Here is a 25,384-nt window from a genome sequence, read left to right on the forward strand (position 1 = left end):
CCTACCTCCTGCCTATTCTTCTCATCATATATATCACGATTCCAAATGCCAAAACAAGTATCAGAAGGCCTATGTATGCCGAAGTAGACTTTTGCTTTACAACGACCCTAATACTATCCTGCCACTCCTGCTGGTCAGACTTTACCTGTATCCTTACCCTGTAGTCCCCGGCTGGAGTTCCCTCGGGAACTTTGATCGTTATCATAACCCTCACACTATCCTTTGGATCAAGGATCGGTATTGAGGGTTCAGATACCTTAATATCCCATCCCTGGGGACCTGAAGCTGTTATTTTGATATTCGTAATTGGAGCCGTTCCAAAGTTGACAAGGGCTATAGTAGTGCTCTTTTCTTCTCCTGCCGTTATTGACATTCTATAGTTGGGGATGTTAACGCCCAAGCGGTACGAACCTATTAGCTTGACCTTAATTGGAACTCTCTTGATTATCCCACTAGAGCTCTGGACTACTATTGTCAAATTATAAATCCCTGGCTTTGAGTTCAAGGAGGGATAAATCCTTAGGTATACGTTTTCTGCCTTTCCTGACTCTACCCTTATGGTCGTTATCTCTATTGAACCCTCAGGGGTTTGGCTAAACATTGCATTCCACGCTTCAGGCAGGTTCTCAACCTTTAGCTTATACTCATCATCATTTCTTCCTAAGTTCCTAATTGTGACCGTGAGTGGTACTGACACTTCTCCGAGAACTATTGAGTACACATCTGACTCCGTTTCAACATCAAAGTAGTAGGCCTCTTTAATAAGCATGACTTTCAACTCTTTTATTTCTCCATCTTCTAGCTTTACTATTTCTTCCTTCTTTTCGTATCCCTCCTTGCTTACTGCTATTCTGTATTCTCCAGGATCAAGTTTTACCTCAAGCATCCCATTACTATCTGTTCCGTAGGTCTCCTCATTTATTTGAACATTTGCTCTTGGAACCGGCATTCCTGACTCATCCACAACAATAAGTTTCAACGTTGCTTTTTCTCCTTTATAAGTCTTGTATATGTTGACCCAAAACTCCTTAGTTATTGATTTGAGAAGAGTTCCATCAGTATCGTAGAACTTTAACTCAACTGAAACCTTATGACTACCGAGTTCGGCATTCCTGGGCACTTCTACTTCAATGCTCAAGGATCCAGCCTGACCTTTGTTGAGCATTATCTTGGAAACCCTAACTCCTTGGTATAGAGCGTAACCTCTCCATCCCTCTGGAGCTTTCACGCTTATTGTTACTAGAACATCCCGCGGAGGAAGAACTACCATAGGAAACGTTAGTAAGATCCCTGCTTCAGCTTCTTGGGATAAAATTGGTGTTTCAATTTTGAATTCTTCAGCTTTCTCCGGTTTGTGTTTAACGTCTATTTCTAAGGTGACTACCTCACTATTTATTGTAAAAGAAACATAATGTCTTCCCTCTGCCTTTTGAGGAATTGAAACAGTAAGTAACAACGTTATATAGGATTTTGGCTCAATTTCAAGACTCCCAACCTCAACATTGTTGTAAGTAAAAGTTGCATTCCAACCTTCTGGAATAGAAAGGGGTGACACCGTTATTACCGTGGAATTCGTCCCATTATTGAATATTGTCAATGGAAGAACAACAGACGATCCAGGATTTGCAAAAATCTCCTTGTATGGAAACTTAACGACAATATACCCTTCAGATTTTTCACTCCTTAAGAGAGACACTGTTGGAAGTCTATAGACGTAGATGTAGTCACCGTCAAATTTCAGAAGATATCCATTTATCCTAATGCTTCTGTTTGTTGGCAATTTTATGACGTTCCCATTATATTTCAGCTCTACTGATGTGTTTGTGACAGAGAATATTGAAAATCCTTCAAAGTAAACTCCACTTTTTGCTTGATACCTCTCTCCTTCAACCTTATAAGTTACAACAAGGAAGAGGCCCTTATCGTCAAAATACCTGCCAGTTATCACATTGACACTTCCAAGGACCAGTTTAAGGCCAAAATCTGCCCTAGCAAAATTTCCACCTTCTGGACCTTTAACGAATAGATATGGATAACCATCAACACCTATTTTCACTTCAATTTTATATTCGTCAACCTTTAGAGTCTCACCCGGTTTTAGGTATCCGCTGTATACAGTTATTTCTTGAACGATTTCATTTGAGAATACGAAAGTAGGAATTAGGGAGATCATAAGGATAAACAAAACTGGAACTGCTATTTGCCTCATTCTTCTTCCCTCCTGTATATGGTCTTTAAAAACACATCCTCAAGACTTGGCTCTTCAATTTCTAAGCTGAGAATAGTTATACCTTTAGAGGAGAGAACTTCACTAATATCTTCTCTTATATCCTTCTTTGCAAAGATGATTGCCTTATTTTCACTAACTTTTTCCATCCTTATGATCTCAGGGTGCTCTATCTTCGGAATTGGTTGCTTTGTCTCAAGCTTTATCTCATACCCTTCAAGCTCCATAAACTGTTTCTTTATATCCTCAAGGGTCCCCACTGTTCTTAGTTTTCCCTTAACTATTATCCCAACTTTATCGGCAAGTTCCTCAACTTCACTTAATATATGAGATGAGAAAAATATTGTCTTTCCCTCTTTTCTCTGCTCTTTTATTATGTTTTTGACGAGATAGGCCCCCTCGGGATCAAGTCCGCTAGTTGGTTCGTCTAATATTAAAAGTTCCGGATCATTTATGAGGGCTTGGGCTAACAGAAGTCTCTGCTTCATTCCCTTAGAAAACGTCTTAACCCTTCTATATCTCACATCCCAGAGGCCCACAAGCTTTAATAGTTCTTCAATCCTTCTCTCCTTTTCTTGTCTTGGCATGTTATAAAAACTCGCAAAGAAATCCAAATTTCTCCAAGCCGTAAGGTCTTCATATATTGTGGCATTTTCGGGAAGAAAGCCTAGTCTCTCCTTTGCCTTTATTGGTTCTCTGAATATATCATAGCCAAGTATCCTTATACTTCCGCTATCGGGAATTATCAGCCCCAACATACTCAGGATAGTCGTTGTTTTTCCAGCTCCATTTGGCCCTAAAAATCCAAAAACTATGCCCTTTTCCACTTCGAGTGTTAGATTGTCAACGGCTTTAAGTCTTCCATAACTTTTTGTCAAATTTTCAATTTCAATGACATTCATATCATCTCACCTCAAATCAATCTTTGCAAACTTTACATAGCTTGGAACTAGGAAAAGGAACAACCCGATGAGCAATACAACAATATCATTCACAACTAGACTTAGTGACTCGAGTATTGACCTATCCTCGACAAAGCTTATTTCATTACCGCCACTCTCTTCAATCACCCCCGAAAGAGATGAGAGTATGTCCTCAGTTGTTTTCCTGCCAAATATCATCTCACATATCTCTTCAAAATGGTATGGCAATGAGATCGCAATTACCTTGATATAGGCAGAATAATACCTATCCATCCACTGTTGGTATTCCTGACTTTCCAATACTGTAGTTGAATTATCCATAGGGGCCTCACTGAAGTGAGGAAGTCCTGCTATTGCAAGTGCTATAATTGGAGCTATGATGGAGGGAATTATTATAGCCAAGAATAAGAATGCAAATATTCCTGCTAAGAGGCTGTTTGTTGGACTTTTTATTATCACAGAGAATAATAGGCCCAGAGAGTACATGACTATGCCATAGAGGATTGTAAAAGGGTATATCACCAAAAGCCTCGAGATATCATATGACGTAATAGGTTTTCCAAAGATAAGAGCTAAAGCAATCATGAAAGCATAGAACAATCCAACTACAAACGCTATTGAAATGACTCCCCCAAGAACTTTCCCAAATATAATCGTATCCCTATATATAGGCTTTGAATACAGAACCTTAATTGTCCCATCCTTTATCTCCTGATTTATCGCCGTTGCCCCCAAGAGGATTGCAAATAAAGATAATCCATAATTAAAGGCCGTAGAGAGTGAGGAGAAGAACAATGCTTGGAAGGGTGTTTTATAACTTCCAACCTCCTCAACAAAGACACCCATCATTTTTGTCATAACCACCGCTATCACAAGAAATAGTGCTAGGGTTGCATAAAACCTCTTTGTCCTTACACCAACTTCAAACTCCTTTATTGCTATATTCAGTAAGCTCATTTTATTTCACCTTGTGGAAAATGTTATAACAAAGTTAAAAATCTTCCTATACACAATGTTGTTAAACTAAATGTTAAGGAGACTTTACCTTGTTTTGAAAAAATATGAAAAAAATCAGGAATACTGAATTAGAAAAAATTCAAAAATCAGCCCATCTGAAGAGCAGTACTTCTGAGTTCTCCTCTCTCAAACCTATAGGGATCATACCACTCCACTGGTAGCTTTGACTTTCCTTTAGTTATCAAATCAGCCACCATTTCAGCAACCGCCGGAGCCATCATAAATCCATGCCCAGAAAAGCCTGCAGCTATGTAATAATCGCTTATCTCCTCTATCCTTCCAATAGCTGGATTGCTATCGGGAGTTTTTGCATAATAGCCAGCCCACGTTCTAAGAATAAGCAGATCTTTAAGGGCTGGAATTATTTTTGTGAAGTAATAACTGACTTCGCGAAGGAACTCATACGTTGATTCTAAATCGTAAGTTGGTCCAACTTCATAGCCAACCCCGCCAATCACACCTCCATGAGAAGTTTGAGTGAGATATGCATGTCCATACTTAAATGAGATAACCATGGGCTTTATTGTTCCCCTCTTTATCGGCTGTGTTATAACGGCTTGATGTTTGTAAGGTTCTATCGGAATGTCTATAGGAATCCCTATCATAGCATTAATGAGCTTGGCCCATGCATTTGTCGCATTAACAACTATACCAGTCTTTATTATTCCTCTGTTTGTTTTAACTCCCCTAATTTCGTTGTTTTCAACAATGAACCCTTTTACCTCAGTATACTCCATTAGTTTTGCCCCATATTCCCTCGCCTTTAGGGCAAAAGCTGTTGTTGAAGCAAAGGGATCAGCCTTACCGTCTGTTGGATTCCAAGATGCAGCAATTACTTCGCTGATGTCAAGGAGAGGGACTATCTCCTTCGCTTCCTCTGGAGTTATAAGCCTTGTAGGAACACCAAACTTATTTTGGATCGCTATATTCTTTTTGAACTCCTCAACTTCTTCCTCATCGTACAGCAAGAACAAGTATCCGGTCTGCTCAAATGAAAATCCATACTCCTCACTGTACTTCTTCCACAGCTCTACAGATCTTTTCATGACCTTAACATTTGCTTCATCATTGAATTGCTGTCTAATTCCAGTTCCACAACGGAAAGTTGAGCCTGAACCTATGAACCTCTTCTCTAAGAGTGTGACGTCTTCACCCCTCTTGGCAAGCTCATGTGCAATAGTGACTCCTACAATTCCTCCACCAATAACAACAATCTCACTTTTCTCGGGAAGCATAATATCACCTCCTAGCAAGAACACCCATTCTAACGTTCTTAATCGGGGGTCTGGCTACTGGAAGATCTATCTCACTGAGTTTAACTCCAGTTCTCTGTGAAACGACTACTGCCCCATTGAAGAGACAGTATCTCCCTTGACAGAACCCCATTGCTAGGTGAGTCAGCCTCTTTATTATCTGTAAGTCCTTTATTCCCCTTCTAACAACATCATCAACCTTCTTCAAGGAAACATCACAACCACAAATTTGAACATCCGCTAGATTGAACTTTTCAAAGGGGATTTTTGGAACCTGCAGAGCCTCAGGCTCAAACTCTTTGAGCTTCTCTTCATAAACACATGGTTCTGATTCAAAACCAAACTCCCTAAGGATATAAGCTCCAGCTAGCCTTCCCTCAATGTAATTCGCATAATGTGGCTTTATACTCACGGCACTTCCAGCTACATAAATCCCTTCCTTTATTCTGTGAAGTGAGTCAATAACAGGTCTGTAATATCCTCTCCTGAAAAAGAGCTTTCCTCCTGCCTGTGTTATCGGATTTATATCGGGTCTTCTCCCATCAGAGAATATTAAGGCGTCAACTTTGTATTCATTTCCGTTCATGTCTATTACCTTTTCCACCTTTTCACTTCCTTCAACTCTTTTAACATTTGGAATATGGACATAGTCTATTCCCCATCTTTCTAGCTCGATTATGACTTCCTCTGCCTTACTTCCCGTTACAGCCACGTTCCATCCTGGGGCAACTTCCCATACATTCATGACTTCAAGGGCGAAGTCTCTCCTAAACACACCAGGCATATCATTGTTCTCAAAGAGCATTATGCTATCGACTGCCCCAGTTGCCAATATAACTCTCTTAGCCATTATCTCAATTAGCTCATTTCCCCTAACCGCAGGCACTAAGAAATACTCTCCCTTTTCAAATACTCCCAGAGCTGAGGTTCCTAAGAATGTAGTAACATTCTCATTGAATTCTGAGGTCAACTTTTTGATTACTTCTTGAGGACTTCCCTTAAATCCTTCCTGCTCAACCCCCTTAATCCACATATCTCCTCCTAGCCAGCCCTTTTCTTCAACAAGGGCTACAGTTAAGTAATCCTGAACCTCCAATGTTGCCCCGATTCCAGCTGGACCTCCTCCAACTACTGCCACATCAACCACAACTTGTTTCGGTTTACCTGAATATTCTCCCACTGGTTCTTCTTGGAATTCACCATACCTCTGCCTCTCAACCTTCATGCCTTCCCTAACTTTTGTCTTTCTGGCGTCAACGTTTTTGATGCCGTCAACTACCATCGGTACTGGGCCGAAGGTAAATGCTCCCCTCTTTCTACCTTCTGTGCTCGTTGTTAGCCAGTAGATTCCATTTGCCAGGAGAGCAACGGTAAGCTTTTCTCCTTCATAAGCTTCGAGCTTCTTACCTTCGAAGAATATTTCCACTTTCTTACCTTTCTTTTCTGTTAAATCAAGAGGCCTCAAACCTCTCACCCCAGAATAATAGTTTACATGCATAAAACTGAAACCAATGCTTATAAAATATTAGGTTTACCAAAAAATGTTTGAAACAAAATGTGAAAATCAAATAAGGCCCGAGGAAAGTGCATGTTCAAAGACGTTTTCAACTTGGCTCTTTGCTCTGACCTCCCTGACTTCTTTCTTCCCTTCCTGAATAGGGACTTTCCTGAATAACTCCTCATGAAGCTTAACAACGTCTTCTGGAGGTTTTGTCAAGAGACTAACTATTATTATGATAAACAGTGTGACGAAGAAGTTTATGAAGAATACTGGAACCCCTTCAAATATCCTTCCCAAGGTTCCAAAGAATCCTGGAGCGTTTGGATTAAATGCCCAACCATAGATCTTCGCCTCGAGGATAACTTCACTAAACAGGCCATAAGCCATTCCAATTATTCCAGCTTCTTTAGTCACTCTCTTCCACCAGAGACTTAGGGTCAAGATTGGACCGAATCCTACCGCCAAGCCTCCCCAAGCCGTGGCCACCATCTGATATATAACACCTGGCCCCTTGATGGCAAACACTAGCGCAACAAGGGCAACAGCTGCAACAACTATTCTGGAGATGTTGACCATTTGCTTCTTCCCTAGTTCCTGGCCAAGAACCTTATGATAAATATCCCTGGCTATTGCCGAAGAGGCTACCAGAAGTTGTGAGTCCGCAGTACTCATGACTGCTGATATGATACCCGCTATTACAAATCCCGCAAGCCATCCTGGTAGGAAGTGAACTGCCATTGCCGGAACTATCTTTTCTGGATCATCTACCTTTATCAAGCCCTTAACAACCATTGCATACCCTAAGAAACCTGCAAAGAATGCTCCCCAAAGGACTATCGTTGTCCAAATTCCGCTAATAAAGATTCCTGGTCTCCTAAGCTTTCTCGGATCCTCAACGCTCATGTATCTGGTTACTATATGAGGCTGGCCCAGATAACCAACAATCCATGAAGCGTACCCTATAGCAAAGATTAATGCAGCAAATCCCGTTTTACCTCCAAATGGATGGAGTTTTGTGGGATCAACAGATGCTATTGCAGCAGTTGCTGAATCTAGTCCTCCTACTTCGATTAATGCTAATATTGGAACTATTATCAGAGTCATCAGCATAAACATCGCTTGAACAACATCCGTCCAAACAACAGCAAAGAATCCTCCAGTGATAACATATGCAGTCAGAATTATCACGGTGATTAGAATTCCAGTAGTTACGCTGACTCCAAATCCCTCCGCAAAGGTCTTCCCACCGGCCGTGAACTGAGCGGCTACATAAGCGGTCATGAACACGAGGATTATTGCAGCGCTTAGAATTCTTATCAGCTTTGTGTTGTCCTTCAGCCTTGCCTCTAGATAATCTGGCAGAGTTATTGCCCTGAACTTTCCAGCATAGATCCTAAGTCTAGGGCCTATCAGGAGATAATCTGCTAAAGTTCCGAAAAGACATCCAATTGCGGCCCAAAACGCTCCAAGGCCTGCCTTAAACGCGCTACCGGGATATCCCAGCATCAATCATCCAGAGAAGTCACTTGCCTTATCGGAGAGCGTTGCAGCAAGAACATGGACTTTCCTACCGCCGACAAAATACTGATCCTCGGTTCTAGTGAACCTGTTTGCCCACCAGCCTATATATGCGAGGAGGGCCAAGTAAATCAAGAATCCGAAAAGCACGCCGGCGTTCATTTTTCTCCCTCCTTAACCAGCTCTTCGTCATATGCCAGAATCTCCTCGTCAACATAGTACTCCTTTCCAGTAATTTTGTCCCAGAAGCCATAAAGAACCATCACAACAAAGGCCAAAAACGTCGGCACGAGCAACGTTGCCCATGCAGCACCACTAAGCCCCACCTCATCCACCCCCGTTAGGTTTACAAAATTAATTAAATGTAAATTCAGCTTATAAATGTTAAGTAGAAGATATAATACGGAGGTGAAAAAACTTGGTAAAAGTAAAGGTCATGAGGCCAATATTTAAGCCGAATGAAAACATAAAAGTTGAATCTAGGTTCATACTTTATCCATATTGGATATTTCACCTTCGTTTATTTTACAAACGTATAGGAATGAAGGACAGAACCTTTGATTACTTCGCCTACATAGACGCATACCGGTATGGGGCGGAAAGAGGAGATGGCTTTATAGATGTTGAAGAGTGGGATGTTGATGAAAGACTTCTCATGGATTACCTAGTAGATTTTGAAGAAGCAAAGCAAAAGGCAATAGAGAGTGCAATAATCTGGGGAAACTCTCGAGTAATATCCTGGTGGTATCCCAGGGTAGAGGTAGTTCGATGGGAGAAAGCCTACAAAGTGTTCTGGATAACTGAGAACAAAATAATCGACAGCTTAACTGGAGATGAGTACGACGTAGAGGTTCTCAGAAAAGTATATAAATCTACGAATAATAACCCTAAATAGTCAGAAAATCGAACTTAAGGTGAACGAAATGGCAACTATTGGATTTGCAAAAATAGATGGAGGTCCCGAGGAGGCTCTAGATTTCATTCTAAAGGAATTAAAGGAGAGAGGATTTGAAATTGAGTTTTATAGACACCACTGGGCCGGAGACATGCCATTTGGATTGGTTATAGCCGAAACAAACAAGGGAAAGGTTGCAATAAGATGGTACTTGGGAAATGGCTTCTCCTTTAAACTTGAAGAGGTCAGCGAAGATGCATTCGAGGACTTCATAGATGAAACTCTCGACTATATTGGGGGTGATTAAATGGAGAAACTTGAAAAGGCAATTCAGGAATTTAACAGACTCCATGGATCAGAAGCTCAGGCTAGAGTAATCAAAATCGAAGAGAATGAAGTTCTAATAGAGTTCCAAGGTACATTTTGCAAAACCTGCGGTCTTTATGACTACTTTGAGGACATAACCTGGGAAGCAATCGATCTGGGCTTAAAGATAAAACCCGTTGAAATCGTCGAGAGCGAAGAAGACTTTGAAGAGGGAAGATATGTAGTTAGATATAAAATTGAACAGTAAGTTCCCATATTGGTGTTGTGAATGGTGTTTTCAGCATGCATGAGAGACTGTTACGATACATGCTCAATAATCTCTGAATTCAAAGAAGGAAAGCTGACAGTTAAGGGAAATCCGAATCACCCAATAACTAGAGGATTTTTGTGCCCAAAAGGAGCCCTTCTTCCAAAGTGGTTTCATTCAAGGGACAGACTTAAGGCTCCTCTAGTTCTCGAAGGTAAGAGGGGATCTAGAGAGTTTAAGCAGGTATCTTGGAACACCGCCCTAAATATGATTGCAGAAAAAATTGAAGAAGCAATTAGAGACTATGGGAGTTATAGCGTCTTAGTGTATAAATATGCAGGGGATAGAGGCGTTGTAAGCTATTACTACCCTATGAGACTATTCCACTACCTTAATGCTTCGACTATTGAAGGAGGGATATGCGACAGAGCCGGCCAAGAGGCCCTTAAAGATGTATATGGAACTGCCGTTGGACTTGATCCAGAGGATTTGAGAAATCACAAATTGATAGTATATTGGGGAATAAACGCATTCTGGACAAACTTACACGGCTTCATGCTAGCAAAAAAGCATAATCTTGAAATATGGACTGTTGACGTTTTAAGAACTGAAACAGCGAAAAGAAGCAATAAGTTTTTCCAAATAAAACCAGATACAGACGTTCTCTTTGCACTAGGAGTTGCGAAGGTGATAATAGAGGAGGGACTTTATGATGCCAAGTTTATCAAGGAGCATGTCTATGGATTTGAAGAATTCAAGAATTATGTAAAAAGATTATCACTTAATTACATAGCCAGTGAAACCGGAATTAGCGTGGAAAAAATTGAAGAGTTTGCAAGAGAATTTGCTGAAAAGAGAGGGATAATACACATTGGCTATGGCTTCCAAAGATCCCTTGCGGGAGGAGAGGCAATAAGGGCGATAAGCATTTTGCCCGCCCTTGTTGGACATAAATTCGGGTTTATCTACGACATGAAAACCCTCGATAAGAGCTACGCAGAGGGAAAGTTTCTGAGGAAGAAGCCAGAAAACAAAATTCCCCAAATGGAACTGACCGAAGCAATTGAAAGTGGGGCAGTTAAGTTTCTCTACATTTATAACACGAATCCTCTTGCAAGTTATCCAAACCAGAATAGGCTGAGAAGGGCTATAGAGAAGAATAATGTTTTCGTTGTAACCCACGATATCTTTCTAACAGATACCGCTCTATACTCAGACATAGTTCTCCCAGCAAACACATTCTTTGAAAGACTGGATATAGTAGATTCATACTATCATCGGTATGTTCTCCTTAATGAGCCTGTAACTCAAGGACCAGGAAAAAGCAATAGTGAGGTTACGAGACTAATCGCAAAAGCCCTCGGAATAAGGAACAAGTACCTCCATGAGAGCGATGAGAGTGTGATAAGAAAGGTACTCAAGGACAATGGAATAAGTTGGGAAGAGCTTAAAAAGAAGGGATTTGTCAAGATTCCAGAAAAAAAGAGAAGTTGGGAAACGCCAAGTGGAAAGATAGAGTTCTATTCCCAGAGAGCTGTCAAAAGAGGTCTAAGTCCATTCCCAGAATACAGAAAGTTTAGAGGTAACTTCTCCCTAAGGCTACTAAGTCCTACCTACAGGATGACTATAACGAGTCAATATCACAACACTCATGGACTCATAGATCCAAACCTTTACATGAATCCCAAGGATGCAGAGAAAAGAGGAATAAGGAGCGGGGACTTAGTTAAGGTGTTCAACGACAAAGGAGAAATCAAAACACGTGTCAAGATAACTACGGATGTCCCCGAAGGAGTAGTGGTGTTGTATAAGGCATTCTGGCCTTCAATTTTAGGATGGAACGTTAACTTTCTCACAACGGATGAAAAAGTGGAGAAATACGGAAAGGGTTCAGCGTTCCACTCAACCTGGGTAGAGGTTACTCGATGTAATGAACCTGAGGAAGTGTAGTTATCTTCAAGGGCTCTCCAAAAGCTCTATCTCCTGCATCTCCAAGGCCTGGAAGGATGTACCCTTTGTCGTCAAGTTCCCTGTCTATCTTGGCTACGAATATCTCAACCTCTGGGAACTTACTCTTTATCTTTGTTATCCCTTCAGGGGCTGCCAGAACACCGACTATAATTGTTCTCTTGGGCTCCCCATACTTTTTAACCTCTTCAAGAACTCTTGTCAACGTTGAACCAGTAGCTATCATAGGATCTGCAACTATAACAGTATCCTCCGGCTTTATTTGGGGAATTTTGACATAATCCATCTCTATTTCAAATTTTGGAGCCTTTCCTCTAACTGCAGAAACTATTCCAACTCTTGCATGTTCGAACACTTTTATCAAACCTTCCATGAGAGGTATGGCCGCCCTGAGTACGGTTATTATCACAACGTTTCTCCTGTCCTTAATTATTATCCCCTCTGTTTCCTCCAGCGGAGTCTCAACCTTTATCGTTTCAACATCCATAGTCTTAGTTATCTCATAGGCCATATACCTTCCAAGCTTCACCAGTCCCTTTCTAAAGGCTATGCTGTCGGTATTTTTGTCCCTCAGCTGGGTTAGTATTTCCATAATAAACGGGGAGTCCTCGAACGAGTACACATTTTCCCATCTCTTATCTTCAATCATTCCAATCACCTCAACACTTGGTCAAGAACTATGGCAGTTATGGCCCCAACCGCCATACCCGATTCAAGTATGCTTGCCACTATTTTGGGGAAGTGAGCAAGGAACTCCGGAGGTAGCTGAGGAGCTCCAAGACCTGCTATAAGGGATGCTGCGAGTATGAGTGTATTTCTATCATCAAGTTCGACCTTTTCCTTAATTAGCCTTAGCCCCGTCACGCTTATCATTCCATAGAGGGCTAAGGTTAGTCCACCGAGAACCGGGGCAGGCATCGAAGCAAGTATTCCGGCAAATTTTGGAAACATTGCAATAATTATTAGAATAACACCCCCAACTTGAACAACGTACCTACTCGCAACCTTTGTTAAAGCCACAAGCCCTATGTTTTCTGAATAGCTGGTAGTTCCACAAGCCCCAAGAATTCCCGCAATTGAACAGGCAATTCCTTCACTCATTATTCCTCTGTTTATGTGGTTATTTGTGATTGGGGCCTCTGCAATGGCAGATATTGCATGGTAATCACCTACGCTTTCTATTATGCTTACCATGAATGCGAAGAGTAGTGTAACTATGGCCGTCATATCAAACACAGGAGTGCCCCAAGGAAATATTTTAGGAATGCTGACTAGGGGAAGTTCATGAACTAGCTGAAAATTAGTAAGGCCAAGCGGAATGCTTACTAAATAACCTACGAAGGCTCCTACTATAACAGGCATAGCTCTAAGAGCTCCCTTAGCTTTTAAAGCTACGTATACAGTTGTTCCAAATGTAATTAGTGCAACTAAAGTTGCTTTTGGTATGCTAGAACCAGAAGGATCGGCATAATAGTTGAAAAAATACTTAACAGCAACATCAGCCAAGGAAAAGCCTATCAGCATTATAGTTACTCCGGTTACTAGTGGAGTAAAAAGCTTCTTGACTTTCCCCACAATTCCTAGACCTCCAACTAAGGCTTCTATTATTCCTCCGACTATAAGGGCTCCCTGTGTGGCGGCCATTCCAATGCCCTTCCCAATGCTTATCAATCCAGGAATGAAGGCAAAACTTGATCCTTGGACTATTGGGTATCGAGAACCAATCGTGGTTTGGAGTAGAGTTGCTATCCCCATAGCCAGTAAGACAGCTTGAATCATTAAAGCTATCTCGTGCTTTGAGAGACCTACTGCCGTGCCAACAACAAGTGGAACCGTCACTGTGGCTCCAAACATTGCAAGAACGTGCTGAAGGCCAAAGAGAACTGCCTTTTTTGGCTCTACCTTCTCATCTATTTTAACCCTAACACCTGGACCCATGAAAACCCGCCTAAAGTGTGTCCAAGGCTCCTTAAAAATTTTTAGAAAGATTTTTAACATCAATATCGGGACGTCGAACATTGGTTGATGTCATTATTAAGTAAGTTGGGACTTACCAAAACTTATTTTAATTAGAACTCTGAAAAGAGATTCATGCTTTATGAAGAAGAAATAAAGAGTAAGGCACTAACGGCTGTTCTTGCACTCAGCATCCTCCCAATGATTATAGCTATATACGCCACTAGGAACATTCCTCAAGCCTCGATTAGCCTTTCAATAGGATTAATTGTCTTACTTGGATTAACTTGGGATCTAACTGGGATAAGGATAGTCATAACAGACAGGGAAGTAAAAATACGAGGAAGATTGGGGCTTATAATAAGAAAAACCGTGAGATTGGACGAGGTAGAGGGATACATGGTCGGTCATCACTGGATGGCGTGTCAGCTTAAGGCTAAGGTTCTCCATTTTACGCTACCGGCAAAGGGATGCATTGTTCTATTTAGAAGGAAGGGACTGGCTGTATCCTTCTCAACAAATAATCCCGATGAAATTTCGGCGATACTCTCAACCCTCGGTATACCAAGAAGTAACATATAATACCTTGTTATAACAAAGTTTTTAATTGATAAAACTTAGTTTTGGAATGGTGAAGAGCATGCTTAGGGACGTCACAATTAGTAGGGCCATAATAGAGAGCTATTTCCATGACCTCCTGTCTAACCTCGAACTTGATGTTGCCATAGTGGGAGCAGGGCCTTCAGGAATGGTTGCTGCATACTATCTCGCAAAGGGAGGAGCAAAAGTGGCAATATTCGAAAAGAAGCTTTCAATCGGAGGCGGAATTTGGGGAGGTGCAATGGGCTTTAATAAGATAGTGGTTCAAGAGGACGCTAGAGAAATACTCGATGAGTTTGGGATAAGATATGAGGAATTTGAAAAGGGTTACTATGTCGCGGATGCAATAGAAGTTGCAAGCACCATAGCCAGCAAAACAGTAAAGGCGGGGGTTAAGATATTCAACATGATAGAGGTTGAAGACTTAGTGGTTAAGGACGGTAAGGTTTCTGGAATAGTTATAAACTGGACTCCAGTTCACATGACTGGACTCCATGTTGATCCTCTAACAGTTGAGTCTAAATTCGTTGTTGATTCCACCGGTCATGGAGCCCAAGTAACACAATACTTACTCAAAAGAGGATTGATTAAAAACATACCCGGCGAAGGGCCTATGTGGGCAGATCAGGGAGAAAAGCTGACTGTTGAGAACACCAAAGAAGTATTCCCAGGTCTTTATGTTACCGGAATGGCGGCAAATGCCGTTAGTGGAGCCCCAAGAATGGGACCTATCTTTGGAGGAATGTTTCTAAGTGGCAGGAAGGCTGCAAAAGAAATCCTATCAAAATTGAAAGTTTAATGCTTCTTCTCCCTTCATATCTACTTTAATTCTTCAACTGCTTAATTACATAATTAAAGATAACAAACCTTATATGCAAGTTTTAGCTTGATATAAATTGAAAGTTTAGACTTGAGGTGATGGCCATGGATAAGCTAAAGGTGATTATGGAGAAGGGAACGGAGAGGCTAAAGAGAGGATTCGCAAAGATGGTTAAGGGCGGAGTTATTATGGATGTAACGAACGCCGAACAGGCAAGGATCGCAGAAGAAGCAGGAGCAGTTTCAGTAATGGCCCTTCACAAGGTTCCTGCCGACATAAGGAAAGCTGGTGGAGTTGCCAGAATGGCCCCAGTTGAGAAGATTCAGGAGATAATGGATGCAGTCACGATTCCAGTAATGGCGAAAGTAAGAATAGGACATGAGGCAGAGGCAAGAATCTTAGAGGCCCTCGGAGTTGACATGATAGATGAGAGTGAGGTTCTAACACCAGCAGATCCATTCTTCCACATATACAAGAAGAAGTTTACCGTGCCATTCGTCTGTGGTGCCAGGAACCTTGGAGAGGCCGTTAGAAGAATATGGGAAGGGGCGGCGATGATAAGAACTAAGGGTGAGGCAGGAACAGGAAATATAATAGAGGCAGTTAGGCACGTTAGATTAGTTAATGAGAACATAAGGCTAATCCAAAGAATGACAGATGAAGAAATTTATGGAGTTGCAGAAAAGTTTGCAGAGCCCTATTTGAGACTCGCATTTAGTGTCAAGGAGATAAGCGGCCTTCCAAAGAGAGTTCTAGAAAATGAGCCCATATATGAGGGCTTCACATATAGGGAGATTGTTGAGGGCCTCTATAAAATACTCCTAGAGATAAAGAAGCTTGGTAGACTACCAGTAGTTAACTTTGCAGCTGGTGGTGTTGCGACACCTGCAGATGCAGCCCTAATGATGCAGATGGGAATGGATGGAGTCTTTGTCGGTTCTGGAATATTTAAGAGCTCTAATCCGCCAGCAATGGCGAGGGCAATAGTTGAAGCCGTAAACCACTGGGATGAGCCGGATGTCCTGGCAGAGATAAGCAGAGAAATTGGAGAGCCCATGAAAGGGCAAGATATAGCGGAACTTGAAGTCAGGATGGAAGAGAGAGGAGTTTGACTTTTCTTCCTAATAACTTTTGGAGGAGTTACCATGGTCAAAATAGGAGTCATAGGGCTTCAGGGAGACGTGAGTGAGCATATAGAGGCAACAAAGAGGGCATTAAAAAGTCTCAGCATTCAGGGAGAGGTATTCTGGCTAAAGAAGCCAGAGCAATTAGAGGAAGCTGATGGAATAATAATTCCAGGAGGGGAAAGCACCACGATCTCAAGGCTAATGCAGAAAACTGGACTTTTTAAACCTCTTAAGAGCCTCATAGAAAATGGACTTCCAGTTATGGGAACATGTGCTGGGTTAATAATGCTATCCAAAGACGTTATTGGAGCAACACCCGAGCAGAAATTTTTGGAGGTTTTAGATGTTAAGGTGAACAGAAACGCTTATGGGAGGCAAGTGGACAGCTTTGAGGCTCCCGTAAGATTGGCATTTGATGACAAACCATTCATTGGAGTTTTTATAAGAGCCCCAAGGATAGTAGAGCTTCTAAGCGAAAACGTTAAGCCGATAGCATGGCTTAATGATAGGATAGTAGGGGTCGAAGAAGGGAATATAATTGGCTTAGAGTTTCACCCAGAACTAACGGAAGACACAAGGATTCATGAGTATTTCATTAAAAAGATTGTTTGAGGTAGTTTTTCCTCTACATTATTTAACATAAATGGGTCAATTTTGGCCAAAAATCTTTATATTTTTAACTTGTTTATGTTTATTTAGGTGGTGTTGTGCTAAAGGTCGTCTGCCCCTATTGTGGATTCGGGTGTAAAATGCTTATCGACCCAAAAACCCTCATGATCAAACCTTACAAAGGTGAGCCCAACAGGGGGAAGTTATGTCCAAAGGGATTGCATGCATTGGAGTTCGTGCTCTCAAAAGACAGGTTAACCCACCCACTTAAGAAGGTTGGCGAGGACTTCGTGAAAGTTTCATGGGATGTTGCAATTAAGGAGATAGCCAATAAGCTCCTTGAAATAAAGGAAAACTATGGACCAGATGCTATCGCCTTTATAGCCTCCTCAAAAGTCAGCAACGAGGAAAATTATCTCCTTCAAAAGATTGCCCGGCTTCTTGGTACTAACAACATAGATAACTGTGCAAGGCTGTGCCACGAAGCAAGCGTTCACGCTTTAAAGATGACAGTGGGAACAGGAGCCCAAACAAACCCCTACTCCGACCTCGAAAACTTCAAGGCGATAATGATATGGGGATACAACCCAGCAGAGACACATCCGGTAGTTATGGACTACATCATCAGGGCAAAGAAGAATGGTGCCAAGATAATAGTAATAGATGTAAGAGAGACAATAACAATGAAATTAGCCGATTATAAAGTTATGATAAAGCCAGGAACAGATATAACCCTGGCAAACGCCATAATGAACGTAATAATCGAAGAGGAGCTCTACAATAAAGAGTTCGTTAAAAACAGAACTACTGGATTCTCAGAAGTTAAGATGGCAGTAAAGAAGTACACTCCAGAGTACGCAGAAAAAGTTACGGGGGTTAATGCAAGATTAATCAGAGAAATTGCAGAAGTCTTTGCAAAGGCTGGAAGTGGAGCAATAATGTGGGGAATGGGGCTGACCCAGCATGTCTCTGGAGTTGAAAACGTTCTCGCGGTTATAGACATTGCACTGCTTTTAGGGTACATAGGGGACAAGGGCGGCCTATATCCGATGAGGGGCCAGAACAACGTTCAGGGAGCCGCATACATGGGGGCATTAAGCGAATTTTTACCAGGTTATGTTCCACTAACAGACTCAAACTTTAGGAAGAGAGTGGCAAGATTATGGGGAGTTGAAGATCTCCCAACAGAAAGAGGGCTGTACCTAACTGAATACTGGGATGCCATACTCAAGGGAGATGTAAAAGCCCTGTACGTTGTTGGAGAGAACCCAGCGGTGAGCGAAGCAAATGTATTAAAGGTGAGAAAAGCACTGACAAAGCTGGAGCTCTTGGTCGTTCAGGATATATTCATGACAAAAACGGCGAGATATGCCCACTATGTGCTCCCAGCAGCGGCTTTTTGTGAAAAAGATGGAAGCTATATGAACAGTGAAAGAAGAATTCAGTGGAGTTCTAAAATCTGCGACCCGCCAGGTGAAGCAAAGCCAGACTGGATAATACTAACGGAACTTGCTAAGGCTCTAGGACTTAAGGGCTTCAACTACTCAAAGGTTGAAGAGATAACTGAAGAGTACTTCAAGATGTTCCCCGAGCTTGAAGGAAGGGATGCTGAAGAGCTTAAAATGTCGGATGGAATAATAATTCCTTACAAGAGACTTCACACCATCCAATTTTCAACCCCAGATGGAAAGGCAAGGATGATAGCCGTCGAACAAATAATGCCTTGGGAAGTTCCCAATGGAGAGTATCCCTTGATATTAACGACTGTTAGAGTCGTCAGCCACTATAATACGGGAGAGATGACAATGAGAAGCCCATCCCTAGTTAAGCTGATGAGTGAACCAGTCCTCTATATAAGCAAAAAAGATGCTGAGAGATATGGAATCAAAGACGGAGACATTGTAAAGGTGGAAACAAGAAGAGGAAGCCTAAAACTAAAGGCAAAGATTGCCAATGTGAAAGAGGGAGTTATAGTTGTTCCCTTCCACTTTGACGCCAATATTTTGACCAACGATGCTTTGAACAAGGCAGGAACACCAGAGCTAAAGTTCTCGGCAGCAAGAATAAGCTTGATAAATGAGGGAGAGAATGAACGAACATGAAAAAGCTCGTCATAATCCCTTCACTAGTATTTCTACTTGTGTTTTTCTATATGCCAGTAATGTATGTAATAAGACTCGGACTGAACTTTGAGAGTTTGAGGGATGTATTAACCAATGAGTATCACCTCAGGGTTATAGGCTTCACATTTATCCAGGCAGCTCTCTCCACACTCTTAACGCTTGCAATAGGGCTCCCTGGAGCCTATATTTTTGCAAGATACGAATTTCCCGGAAAAAGCATACTAAAGGCGATAATGACAATACCATTTGTAATGCCAAGCGTCATGGTAGCCCTCGGATTTATAGTCCTCTTTGGAAAATCTGGGCCACTAGGATGGATGAATGTTTTATATTCTTGGAAGGCGATAATTTTAGCCCACGCATTCTATAACTTCCCCGTAGTCGTCAGAATGGTTTCAGCCTTGCTAGAAAGAGTTAACCCCCACTATGAAGAAGCGGCAATGACTTTAGGGGCTAAGGGTTTAATACTTTTCAGAAAAATAACCCTACCTCTAATCTTACCTGGAATCCTTTCCTCTGCACTTCTAACGTTCACGTTCTCCTTTATGAGCTTCTCGATTCCACTAATTCTCGGTGGGTACAAATACACAACGCTAGAAGTTGACATATTCACCTCAATAATGGTTCTCTTAGACTTTAAAACAGGATCCTCTCTAGCACTACTCCAGATGATCCTTAGCTTAATATTCATATATGCCTATCTGAAAACTCTAGACCTTTATGCGAAAAGAGAAGAGCAGAAGATCTTTAGAAGGTGCGAAAAACCAAAAGGCTTAGCACTCATTGGAACTCTTCTATACTTTTTGCTGACCTCACTATTCATCTTAGGCCCTCTCGTTGCCGTTCTCTATGACTCTTTAGCTTTCAATGGAACGATTTCCCTAGAATGGTATAGAAGAGCATTCTCACCGAGGTATAATCCAATGTTCGGAACGTCTGTTCCTAGAACAATTGTGAATTCACTTTTCTTTGGTATAATAACGGTAACTATCTCCTTATTGGTCGCAATTCCCCTAAGCTACTCTTTAACGAAGTGGAAGTTTAGAGGGAAATCTCTTGTGGATGCCTTAGCAACACTTCCTCTAGCCTCATCCCCTGTAATTTTGGGACTTGGCTATCTCCTCCTCTTCAGAAAAAGTTCATTATATGGAAGTTGGATTTTAGTTGGAATAGCTCACTCGATAGTGGCATATCCATTCGTTCTCAGGGCAGTCTCTTCTTCGCTGGTTAAAATAAGAGAGAATCTTTTTGAGGCTGCTCTAACGCTTGGCGCTAAAGAATTCATTGCATTCTTTAAGGTCGAACTTCCTCTAGCTTTGAGGGGAATAATTGTTGGGGCAATATTTGCATTTGCCATAAGCATTGCAGAGCTTGCAACAACTTACATGCTGGCAAAGCCTGAATACACCACCTTAACATTGGCAATATACAAGTTTATATCTTCCAGGCAATTTGGGCCAGCATCGGCATTGGCGACCATCCTAATGATAATATCGGGGATATCCTTTATCCTGATAGAAAAAACGGGGGAAGAAGTATGGTAGATGTAAGGTTAGAAAACATTAGGAAGTCCTTTCCTGGATTTGAGCTAAATCTATCCCTCAAAGTTAACGATGGAGAACTGCTGACTCTTCTGGGCCCCAGTGGATGTGGAAAAACAACAACTCTCAGAATAGTTGCTGGACTCGAAAAGCCAGATGAAGGAAAAGTGTATTTTGGGGAAGAAGATGTTACAAACAAAAAACCCTATGAGCGAAACATTGGAATGGTGTTTCAAGATTATGCTCTCTTTCCTCACATGACGGTTTTTGAAAATATAGCCTTTGGATTGAAACTCAGAAAAATTCCAAAAAGTGAGATAGAGAGAAGAGTGCAATGGATTTTAGAGTTAGTCGGGCTAAAAGGTCTAGAAGAGAGATATCCAGAACAACTTAGCGGTGGCCAACAACAGAGAGTTGCCCTTGCCAGAGCTTTAGTAATTGAGCCAGAAGTTCTGCTACTTGATGAACCACTAAGTAACCTAGATGCAAAGGTTAGAGAAAAGCTTAGGGGAGAGATAAGAAGAATACAAAAAGAGTTAGGAATTACAACAATCTACGTTACCCACGATCAGGAAGAGGCCATGGCGATAAGTGATAGGATAGCGGTGATGAATGAAGGGAGGATAGAGCAAATAGATGACCCAGTAACCCTATACTTTAATCCAAAAACAGAGTTTGTCGCAAAATTCCTTGGAACAGGAAACCTGATAGAGGTGAGAGCCAAAGATGGAAAGGCTTGTCTAAGAGAATTATGCTTTTCCACATCTAGAAATGGAAGGGTTAAAATATTCTTTAGGCCAGAAAACGTTTTGATTGGGGATAAGGGAGCAGAGGCAGAAGTTTTAGATTATGAAATTCTCCCTGGGAGGATTAGAGTAAGACTCCTTATCGAAGATAGGGAGATAATCGCCGAAAGGCCACTTGAAGAAATTGAAAAGTTAGGAAAGAAAGTCAAAATAACCGTGAACAAGTACATTATCCTTTAACTTCTTCAGGACTCTTTCCCTGAACAACAACCTCAGTCCACTGCTTAAGCCACTTGTCTAAGTTTTTCTCAACTTCTTTTGGATCTATGGTCACTGGCTTCTCAACCTTTAAGGCGTATTTGTAAACTTCTGGAAGCTTAACATTCTTGTTAACAGGATACATCCACTGGGTAGTTGGGAGCTTCTCCTGAGCTTTTTCACTTAGGAGAAACTCTATGAACTTCTCGGCAAGTTCCCTGTTTTTCGCACCTTTGACTATTCCAACTCCTTCTATCTGAAGAAAGTTACCCTCCTTGAACTCGACTGCCTTAACGTTCGTTTTGTTGTCATAATAAACCGTGGCAGCTGGTGAGGTCGCATAGCTTAGGACAACAGGATATTCTCCCTTGCTAAATGCCTCCCATGCGGCGCTCCAACCCTTAACTATTTGGACATTATCTCTAAGCTTTGCCCAGTAATCCAGCCACTTATCTTTGTAAACTGCAATCGTCCACAACATAAAGGCCAAACCCGGAGAACTTGTTCTCGGATCCTCAATAATTATCTTACCCTTCCACTCAGGTTTAATTAAATCACCAAGGCTCTTTGGGGGCTCACTTATTAAATCAGTCCTGTAGTTGAACGCTATATATCCATAGTCAAACGGTGTTAGGTAAAAATCCGGATCAAAGCTATTGATGATCCACTCCGGGATAACATCTGCATTCTTAGGTTTGTATTTTTCGAGAACCCCCGCATCCAAGGCCTTCGCCATGAACGTATTGTCTATTCCCACAACAACGTCAGCTTGAGGATTGTCCTTCTCAAGGATCAATCTATTGACGAGCTCACCGGTACTGCCAATGAGAACAAGGTTCACTTTAACGTTGTACTCTTTTTCAAACTCTGGAATTACTTCCTTAAGCCAGTACTCTAGACTGTCATATGCATAAACTGTCAGTGTCCTCTCTTTCTCTGCCTGTGACGATGTTTCTGTTCCACCAATGCATCCAGCTACTGAAACGAGCATTGCGATGAAGATTGCAAGTATTAACTTCCCCCTCATTTTACAACCACCAAGGCAGATTTCACAACCGACTTTTTAAGTTAAGCCATTCGAAAGCCAAACTTTATAGGCATAAATTTGTAAAAATAAACCTTAAAAGTTCAGAAATTTTAACACAAACGTGGTGAGATCGGGGTGGTTAGAATAGCAACTTACGCCTCCCACTCAGCACTTCAAATCCTGAAGGGGGCAAAAGATGAAGGGTTCGAAACAGTAGCATTTGGAAAGAGCAGGGTTAAGCTCCTCTACACCAAATACTTTCCAGTAGCAGACTACTTCCTCGAGGACACTTATCCCGAGAATGACCTACTAAGGCTTGATGCGGTAGTTATACCAACGGGATCCTTCGTTGCTCATCTCGGAGTTGAGCTCGTAGAAAAAATGAAAGTCCCCTATTTTGGAAATAAAAAAGTCTTAAGATGGGAAAGCGACAGAAATCTCGAGAGAAAGTGGCTTGAAAAAGCAAAGCTCCGTCTTCCAAGGGTTTACGATGATCCCGACGATATCGATGGGCCAGTCATAGTTAAACCTCATGGAGCGAAGGGTGGAAGAGGATATTTTCTAGCTAAAAACCCCGAAGACTTCTGGGAAAAGGCAGGAAGATTTTTGGGTATAAAGGACAAAGAAGACCTCAAAAACGTACAAATTCAGGAATACGTTATAGGGATACCCGTGTATCCTCACTACTTCTACTCTAGGATAAAGGGGGAGCTCGAGCTAATGAGCATAGATAGGAGATATGAGAGCAACGTGGATGCGATAGGTAGAATCCCAGCAAGGGAGCAACTTGATCTTGATATTGACATAACCTATACGGTCATCGGAAACATACCCATAGTCCTAAGGGAGAGCCTTCTAATAGATGTTCTGGAGGCTGGAGAAAGAACCGTTAAGGCAGCTGAAGAGCTTATGGGCGGTCTTTGGGGGCCGTTTTGCCTGGAAGGTGTGTTTACCCCAGAAATGGAGTTCGTTGTTTTTGAAATATCGGCGAGAATAGTTGCTGGAACAAACCCATTCATCCACGGCTCACCATACACATGGCTTAAATATAATGAGCCAATGAGCACCGGAAGGAGAATAGCGAGAGAGATTAAAATGGCCATCGAAAATGATGAGCTAGAAAAGGTGGTGACGTGAATGGTTTGGGAGAAGTTCATAGAGGAGAAGGTTAGAGAAATTAGAGAGACCGTTGGAGATGCTAAGGCAATAATAGCCCTTTCTGGGGGAGTTGACAGCTCAACGGCTGCAGTACTTGCGCACAAGGCGATAGGAGATAGACTACATGCTGTCTTTGTTAACACAGGGTTCCTCAGAAAGGGTGAGCCTGAGTTTGTTGTAAAAACGTTCAGAGATGAATTTGGAATGAATCTCCATTACATAGATGCCCAGGATAGATTTTTCTCAGCTTTAAAAGGAGTAACAGATCCGGAAGAGAAGAGGAAGATCATAGGAAGAGTCTTTATAGAGGTCTTTGAGGAAGTGGCTAAGGAAATCGGGGCCGAGTATCTTATTCAGGGAACAATAGCTCCGGACTGGATCGAGAGTAAGGGGAAGATAAAGAGCCACCACAACGTCGGCGGCCTCCCAGAGAGGCTAAACCTGAAACTGATAGAGCCCCTTAGGGACTTGTACAAAGATGAAGTCAGACAGCTAGCAAAAGAACTGGGGCTTCCAGAGAAAATATACAACAGGATGCCATTTCCAGGGCCAGGATTGGCCGTTAGGGTTATAGGAGAGGTCACCCCAGAGAAGATAGCAATAGTTAGAGAGGCAAATGCTATTGTAGAAGAAGAGGTTGAAAAGGCCGGTCTAAGACCCTGGCAGGCCTTTGCAGTTCTCTTAGGGGTTAAAACTGTTGGAGTTCAGGGAGACATAAGAGCTTACAAAGAAACGATAGCCGTCAGAATAGTTGAAAGCCTTGATGGAATGACTGCAAATGCAATGAACGTTCCATGGGAAGTTCTCCAGAGAATAGCGTTCAGGATAACAAGCGAAATCCCGCAGGTCGGAAGGGTGCTCTATGATATAACAAACAAACCCCCAGCCACGATAGAGTTTGAGTGAAGTTTATCTACTCCAAACTTCAACTTTCAGGTGGGGCGAGAGATGATAGTTATCATGGATAATGGAGGCCAATACGTCCACAGGATATGGAGGACGCTCAGATACCTTGGGGTTGAGGCAAAGATAATACCAAACACAACTCCTCTAGAAGAAATAAAGAAGATGAATCCCAAGGGGATAATATTCTCAGGAGGACCAAGCTTGGAGAACACAGGCAACTGCTCAGCAATCCTAGAGAATTATGATGATTTTAACGTGCCAATTCTGGGAATATGCCTAGGCCACCAGCTTATAGCAAAGTTCTTTGGAGGAAAAGTTGGGAGGGGAGAAAAGGCCGAATACAGTCTTGTCGAGATTGAGATAGTAGAAGAGAACGACATATTCAGGGGAATTCCAAAGAGGCTCAAAGTGTGGGAGAGCCATATGGACGAGGTAAAAGAGCTACCTCCAAACTTCAAGCTCTTGGCAAAAAGTGAAACCTGCCCAATAGAGGCTATGAAACATGAAAAGCTTCCCATATATGGTGTTCAGTTTCATCCCGAGGTTGCACACACCGAGCATGGAGCTGATATTCTAAGGAATTTTGCCGAGATTTGTGGGGAATTTTAATCAGCTAGTCGGTCCTTTCATCATCTTT

Annotated in this window: 23 protein-coding genes and 1 pseudogene; 14 read left to right on the forward strand and 10 right to left on the reverse strand. The window is 41.9% G+C overall.

Going from position 1 to position 25,384, the window contains the following annotated elements; all coding sequences use genetic code 11:
* Position 1: 1 nt before the first annotated feature.
* The 7 genes and pseudogenes from PY04_RS06365 to PY04_RS09680 form a co-directional block, all read right to left on the reverse strand.
* Positions 2-2,209, reverse strand: coding sequence for an NEW3 domain-containing protein (locus PY04_RS06365; protein ID WP_014734316.1), 2,208 nt, complete (start codon positions 2,207-2,209; stop codon positions 2-4).
* Positions 2,206-3,129 (reverse strand): ABC transporter ATP-binding protein, encoded by a 924-nt coding sequence (locus PY04_RS06370; RefSeq protein ID WP_014734317.1) that lies wholly within the window; start codon positions 3,127-3,129, stop codon positions 2,206-2,208. The genes PY04_RS06365 and PY04_RS06370 overlap by 4 nt, the downstream gene beginning before the upstream one ends.
* A gap of 6 nt (positions 3,130-3,135) precedes the next feature.
* Positions 3,136-4,107 carry an ABC transporter permease gene (locus PY04_RS06375; RefSeq protein WP_014734318.1) on the reverse strand — a complete coding sequence of 324 codons (972 nt, stop codon included), beginning with the start codon at positions 4,105-4,107 and terminating at the stop codon, positions 3,136-3,138.
* A 146-nt stretch (positions 4,108-4,253) separates the two neighbouring features.
* A complete protein-coding gene (locus PY04_RS06380; RefSeq protein WP_014734319.1) occupies positions 4,254-5,402 on the reverse strand; it encodes an FAD-binding oxidoreductase in 1,149 nt (382 codons plus the stop codon).
* A gap of 4 nt (positions 5,403-5,406) precedes the next feature.
* Positions 5,407-6,885: an FAD-dependent oxidoreductase gene (locus PY04_RS06385; RefSeq protein WP_048056059.1), complete on the reverse strand. Its 1,479-nt coding sequence runs from the start codon at positions 6,883-6,885 to the stop codon at positions 5,407-5,409.
* Positions 6,886-6,984: 99 nt separating this feature from the next.
* Positions 6,985-8,601: pseudogene (locus tag PY04_RS06390) on the reverse strand (sodium/proline symporter).
* Complete coding sequence (locus tag PY04_RS09680) at positions 8,598-8,765, reverse strand: hypothetical protein (protein WP_167884985.1); 168 nt, start codon at positions 8,763-8,765, stop codon at positions 8,598-8,600. Before PY04_RS09680 ends, PY04_RS06390 begins: the two are co-directional and overlap by 4 nt.
* A gap of 110 nt (positions 8,766-8,875) precedes the next feature.
* Here PY04_RS09680 and PY04_RS06395 point away from each other — a divergent pair, with 110 nt between their 5' ends.
* The 4 genes from PY04_RS06395 to PY04_RS06410 are packed head-to-tail and all read left to right on the forward strand — an operon-like array spanning position 8,876 to position 11,858.
* A complete protein-coding gene (locus tag PY04_RS06395; protein WP_014734322.1) occupies positions 8,876-9,334 on the forward strand; it encodes a hypothetical protein in 459 nt (152 codons plus the stop codon).
* 28 nt (positions 9,335-9,362) lie between these two features.
* Positions 9,363-9,641: a hypothetical protein gene (locus PY04_RS06400; RefSeq protein ID WP_014734323.1), complete on the forward strand. Its 279-nt coding sequence runs from the start codon at positions 9,363-9,365 to the stop codon at positions 9,639-9,641.
* Entirely contained in the window at positions 9,642-9,908 is a 267-nt protein-coding gene (locus tag PY04_RS06405; protein WP_014734324.1) for a hypothetical protein, read from the forward strand.
* A gap of 21 nt (positions 9,909-9,929) precedes the next feature.
* Positions 9,930-11,858, forward strand: a complete 1,929-nt coding sequence (locus PY04_RS06410) for a molybdopterin-dependent oxidoreductase (RefSeq protein WP_014734325.1) — start codon at positions 9,930-9,932, stop codon at positions 11,856-11,858.
* Here the strand turns inward: PY04_RS06410 and upp are convergent.
* Positions 11,827-12,525, reverse strand: a complete 699-nt coding sequence (gene upp / locus PY04_RS06415; RefSeq protein WP_014734326.1) for a uracil phosphoribosyltransferase — start codon at positions 12,523-12,525, stop codon at positions 11,827-11,829. The two genes, PY04_RS06410 and upp, sit on opposite strands and share 32 nt — an antisense overlap.
* A 5-nt stretch (positions 12,526-12,530) precedes the next feature.
* Complete coding sequence (locus tag PY04_RS06420; RefSeq protein WP_014734327.1) at positions 12,531-13,814, reverse strand: uracil-xanthine permease family protein; 1,284 nt, start codon at positions 13,812-13,814, stop codon at positions 12,531-12,533.
* A gap of 153 nt (positions 13,815-13,967) precedes the next feature.
* On the opposite strand from PY04_RS06420, the gene PY04_RS06425 reads away from it, so the two are divergent.
* From PY04_RS06425 to PY04_RS06455, 7 genes are all read left to right on the forward strand, one after another.
* Entirely contained in the window at positions 13,968-14,414 is a 447-nt protein-coding gene (locus tag PY04_RS06425) for a hypothetical protein (protein WP_014734328.1), read from the forward strand.
* Positions 14,415-14,472: 58 nt separating this feature from the next.
* Positions 14,473-15,231 (forward strand): sulfide-dependent adenosine diphosphate thiazole synthase, encoded by a 759-nt coding sequence (locus PY04_RS06430; protein ID WP_048056060.1) that lies wholly within the window; start codon positions 14,473-14,475, stop codon positions 15,229-15,231.
* Between the two features lie 125 nt (positions 15,232-15,356).
* Entirely contained in the window at positions 15,357-16,364 is a 1,008-nt protein-coding gene (pdxS, locus tag PY04_RS06435) for a pyridoxal 5'-phosphate synthase lyase subunit PdxS (RefSeq protein WP_014734330.1), read from the forward strand.
* Between the two features lie 33 nt (positions 16,365-16,397).
* Entirely contained in the window at positions 16,398-16,991 is a 594-nt protein-coding gene (pdxT, locus tag PY04_RS06440; RefSeq protein ID WP_014734331.1) for a pyridoxal 5'-phosphate synthase glutaminase subunit PdxT, read from the forward strand.
* Positions 16,992-17,128: 137 nt separating this feature from the next.
* The gene (fdhF, locus tag PY04_RS06445; protein ID WP_014734332.1) at positions 17,129-19,090 is read left to right on the forward strand and encodes a formate dehydrogenase subunit alpha; all 1,962 of its coding nucleotides are present in this window, start codon (positions 17,129-17,131) and stop codon (positions 19,088-19,090) included.
* Positions 19,087-20,655 carry an iron ABC transporter permease gene (locus PY04_RS06450; protein ID WP_014734333.1) on the forward strand — a complete coding sequence of 523 codons (1,569 nt, stop codon included), beginning with the start codon at positions 19,087-19,089 and terminating at the stop codon, positions 20,653-20,655. The genes fdhF and PY04_RS06450 overlap by 4 nt, the downstream gene beginning before the upstream one ends.
* Positions 20,649-21,638 carry an ABC transporter ATP-binding protein gene (locus PY04_RS06455; RefSeq protein ID WP_014734334.1) on the forward strand — a complete coding sequence of 330 codons (990 nt, stop codon included), beginning with the start codon at positions 20,649-20,651 and terminating at the stop codon, positions 21,636-21,638. Before PY04_RS06450 ends, PY04_RS06455 begins: the two co-directional genes overlap by 7 nt.
* Here the strand turns inward: PY04_RS06455 and PY04_RS06460 are convergent.
* A complete protein-coding gene (locus PY04_RS06460) occupies positions 21,628-22,683 on the reverse strand; it encodes a thiamine ABC transporter substrate binding subunit (RefSeq protein ID WP_014734335.1) in 1,056 nt (351 codons plus the stop codon). The genes PY04_RS06455 and PY04_RS06460 overlap by 11 nt on opposite strands.
* Before the next feature lie 135 nt (positions 22,684-22,818).
* On the opposite strand from PY04_RS06460, the gene PY04_RS06465 reads away from it, so the two are divergent.
* Genes PY04_RS06465 through PY04_RS06475 form a run of 3 tightly spaced genes read left to right on the forward strand, consistent with a single transcriptional unit; the run spans position 22,819 to position 25,356 of the window.
* The gene (locus PY04_RS06465; RefSeq protein WP_014734336.1) at positions 22,819-23,820 is read left to right on the forward strand and encodes a formate--phosphoribosylaminoimidazolecarboxamide ligase; all 1,002 of its coding nucleotides are present in this window, start codon (positions 22,819-22,821) and stop codon (positions 23,818-23,820) included.
* Complete coding sequence (guaA, locus tag PY04_RS06470) at positions 23,821-24,747, forward strand: glutamine-hydrolyzing GMP synthase (RefSeq protein ID WP_014734337.1); 927 nt, start codon at positions 23,821-23,823, stop codon at positions 24,745-24,747.
* Between the two features lie 42 nt (positions 24,748-24,789).
* On the forward strand, positions 24,790-25,356 hold the full coding sequence (locus PY04_RS06475) for a GMP synthase subunit A (RefSeq protein ID WP_014734338.1): 567 nt from the start codon (positions 24,790-24,792) through the stop codon (positions 25,354-25,356).
* Positions 25,357-25,384 lie beyond the last annotated feature (28 nt).

It is taken from the genome of Pyrococcus sp. ST04 (assembly GCF_000263735.1).
Taxonomy (GTDB): domain Archaea; phylum Methanobacteriota_B; class Thermococci; order Thermococcales; family Thermococcaceae; genus Pyrococcus.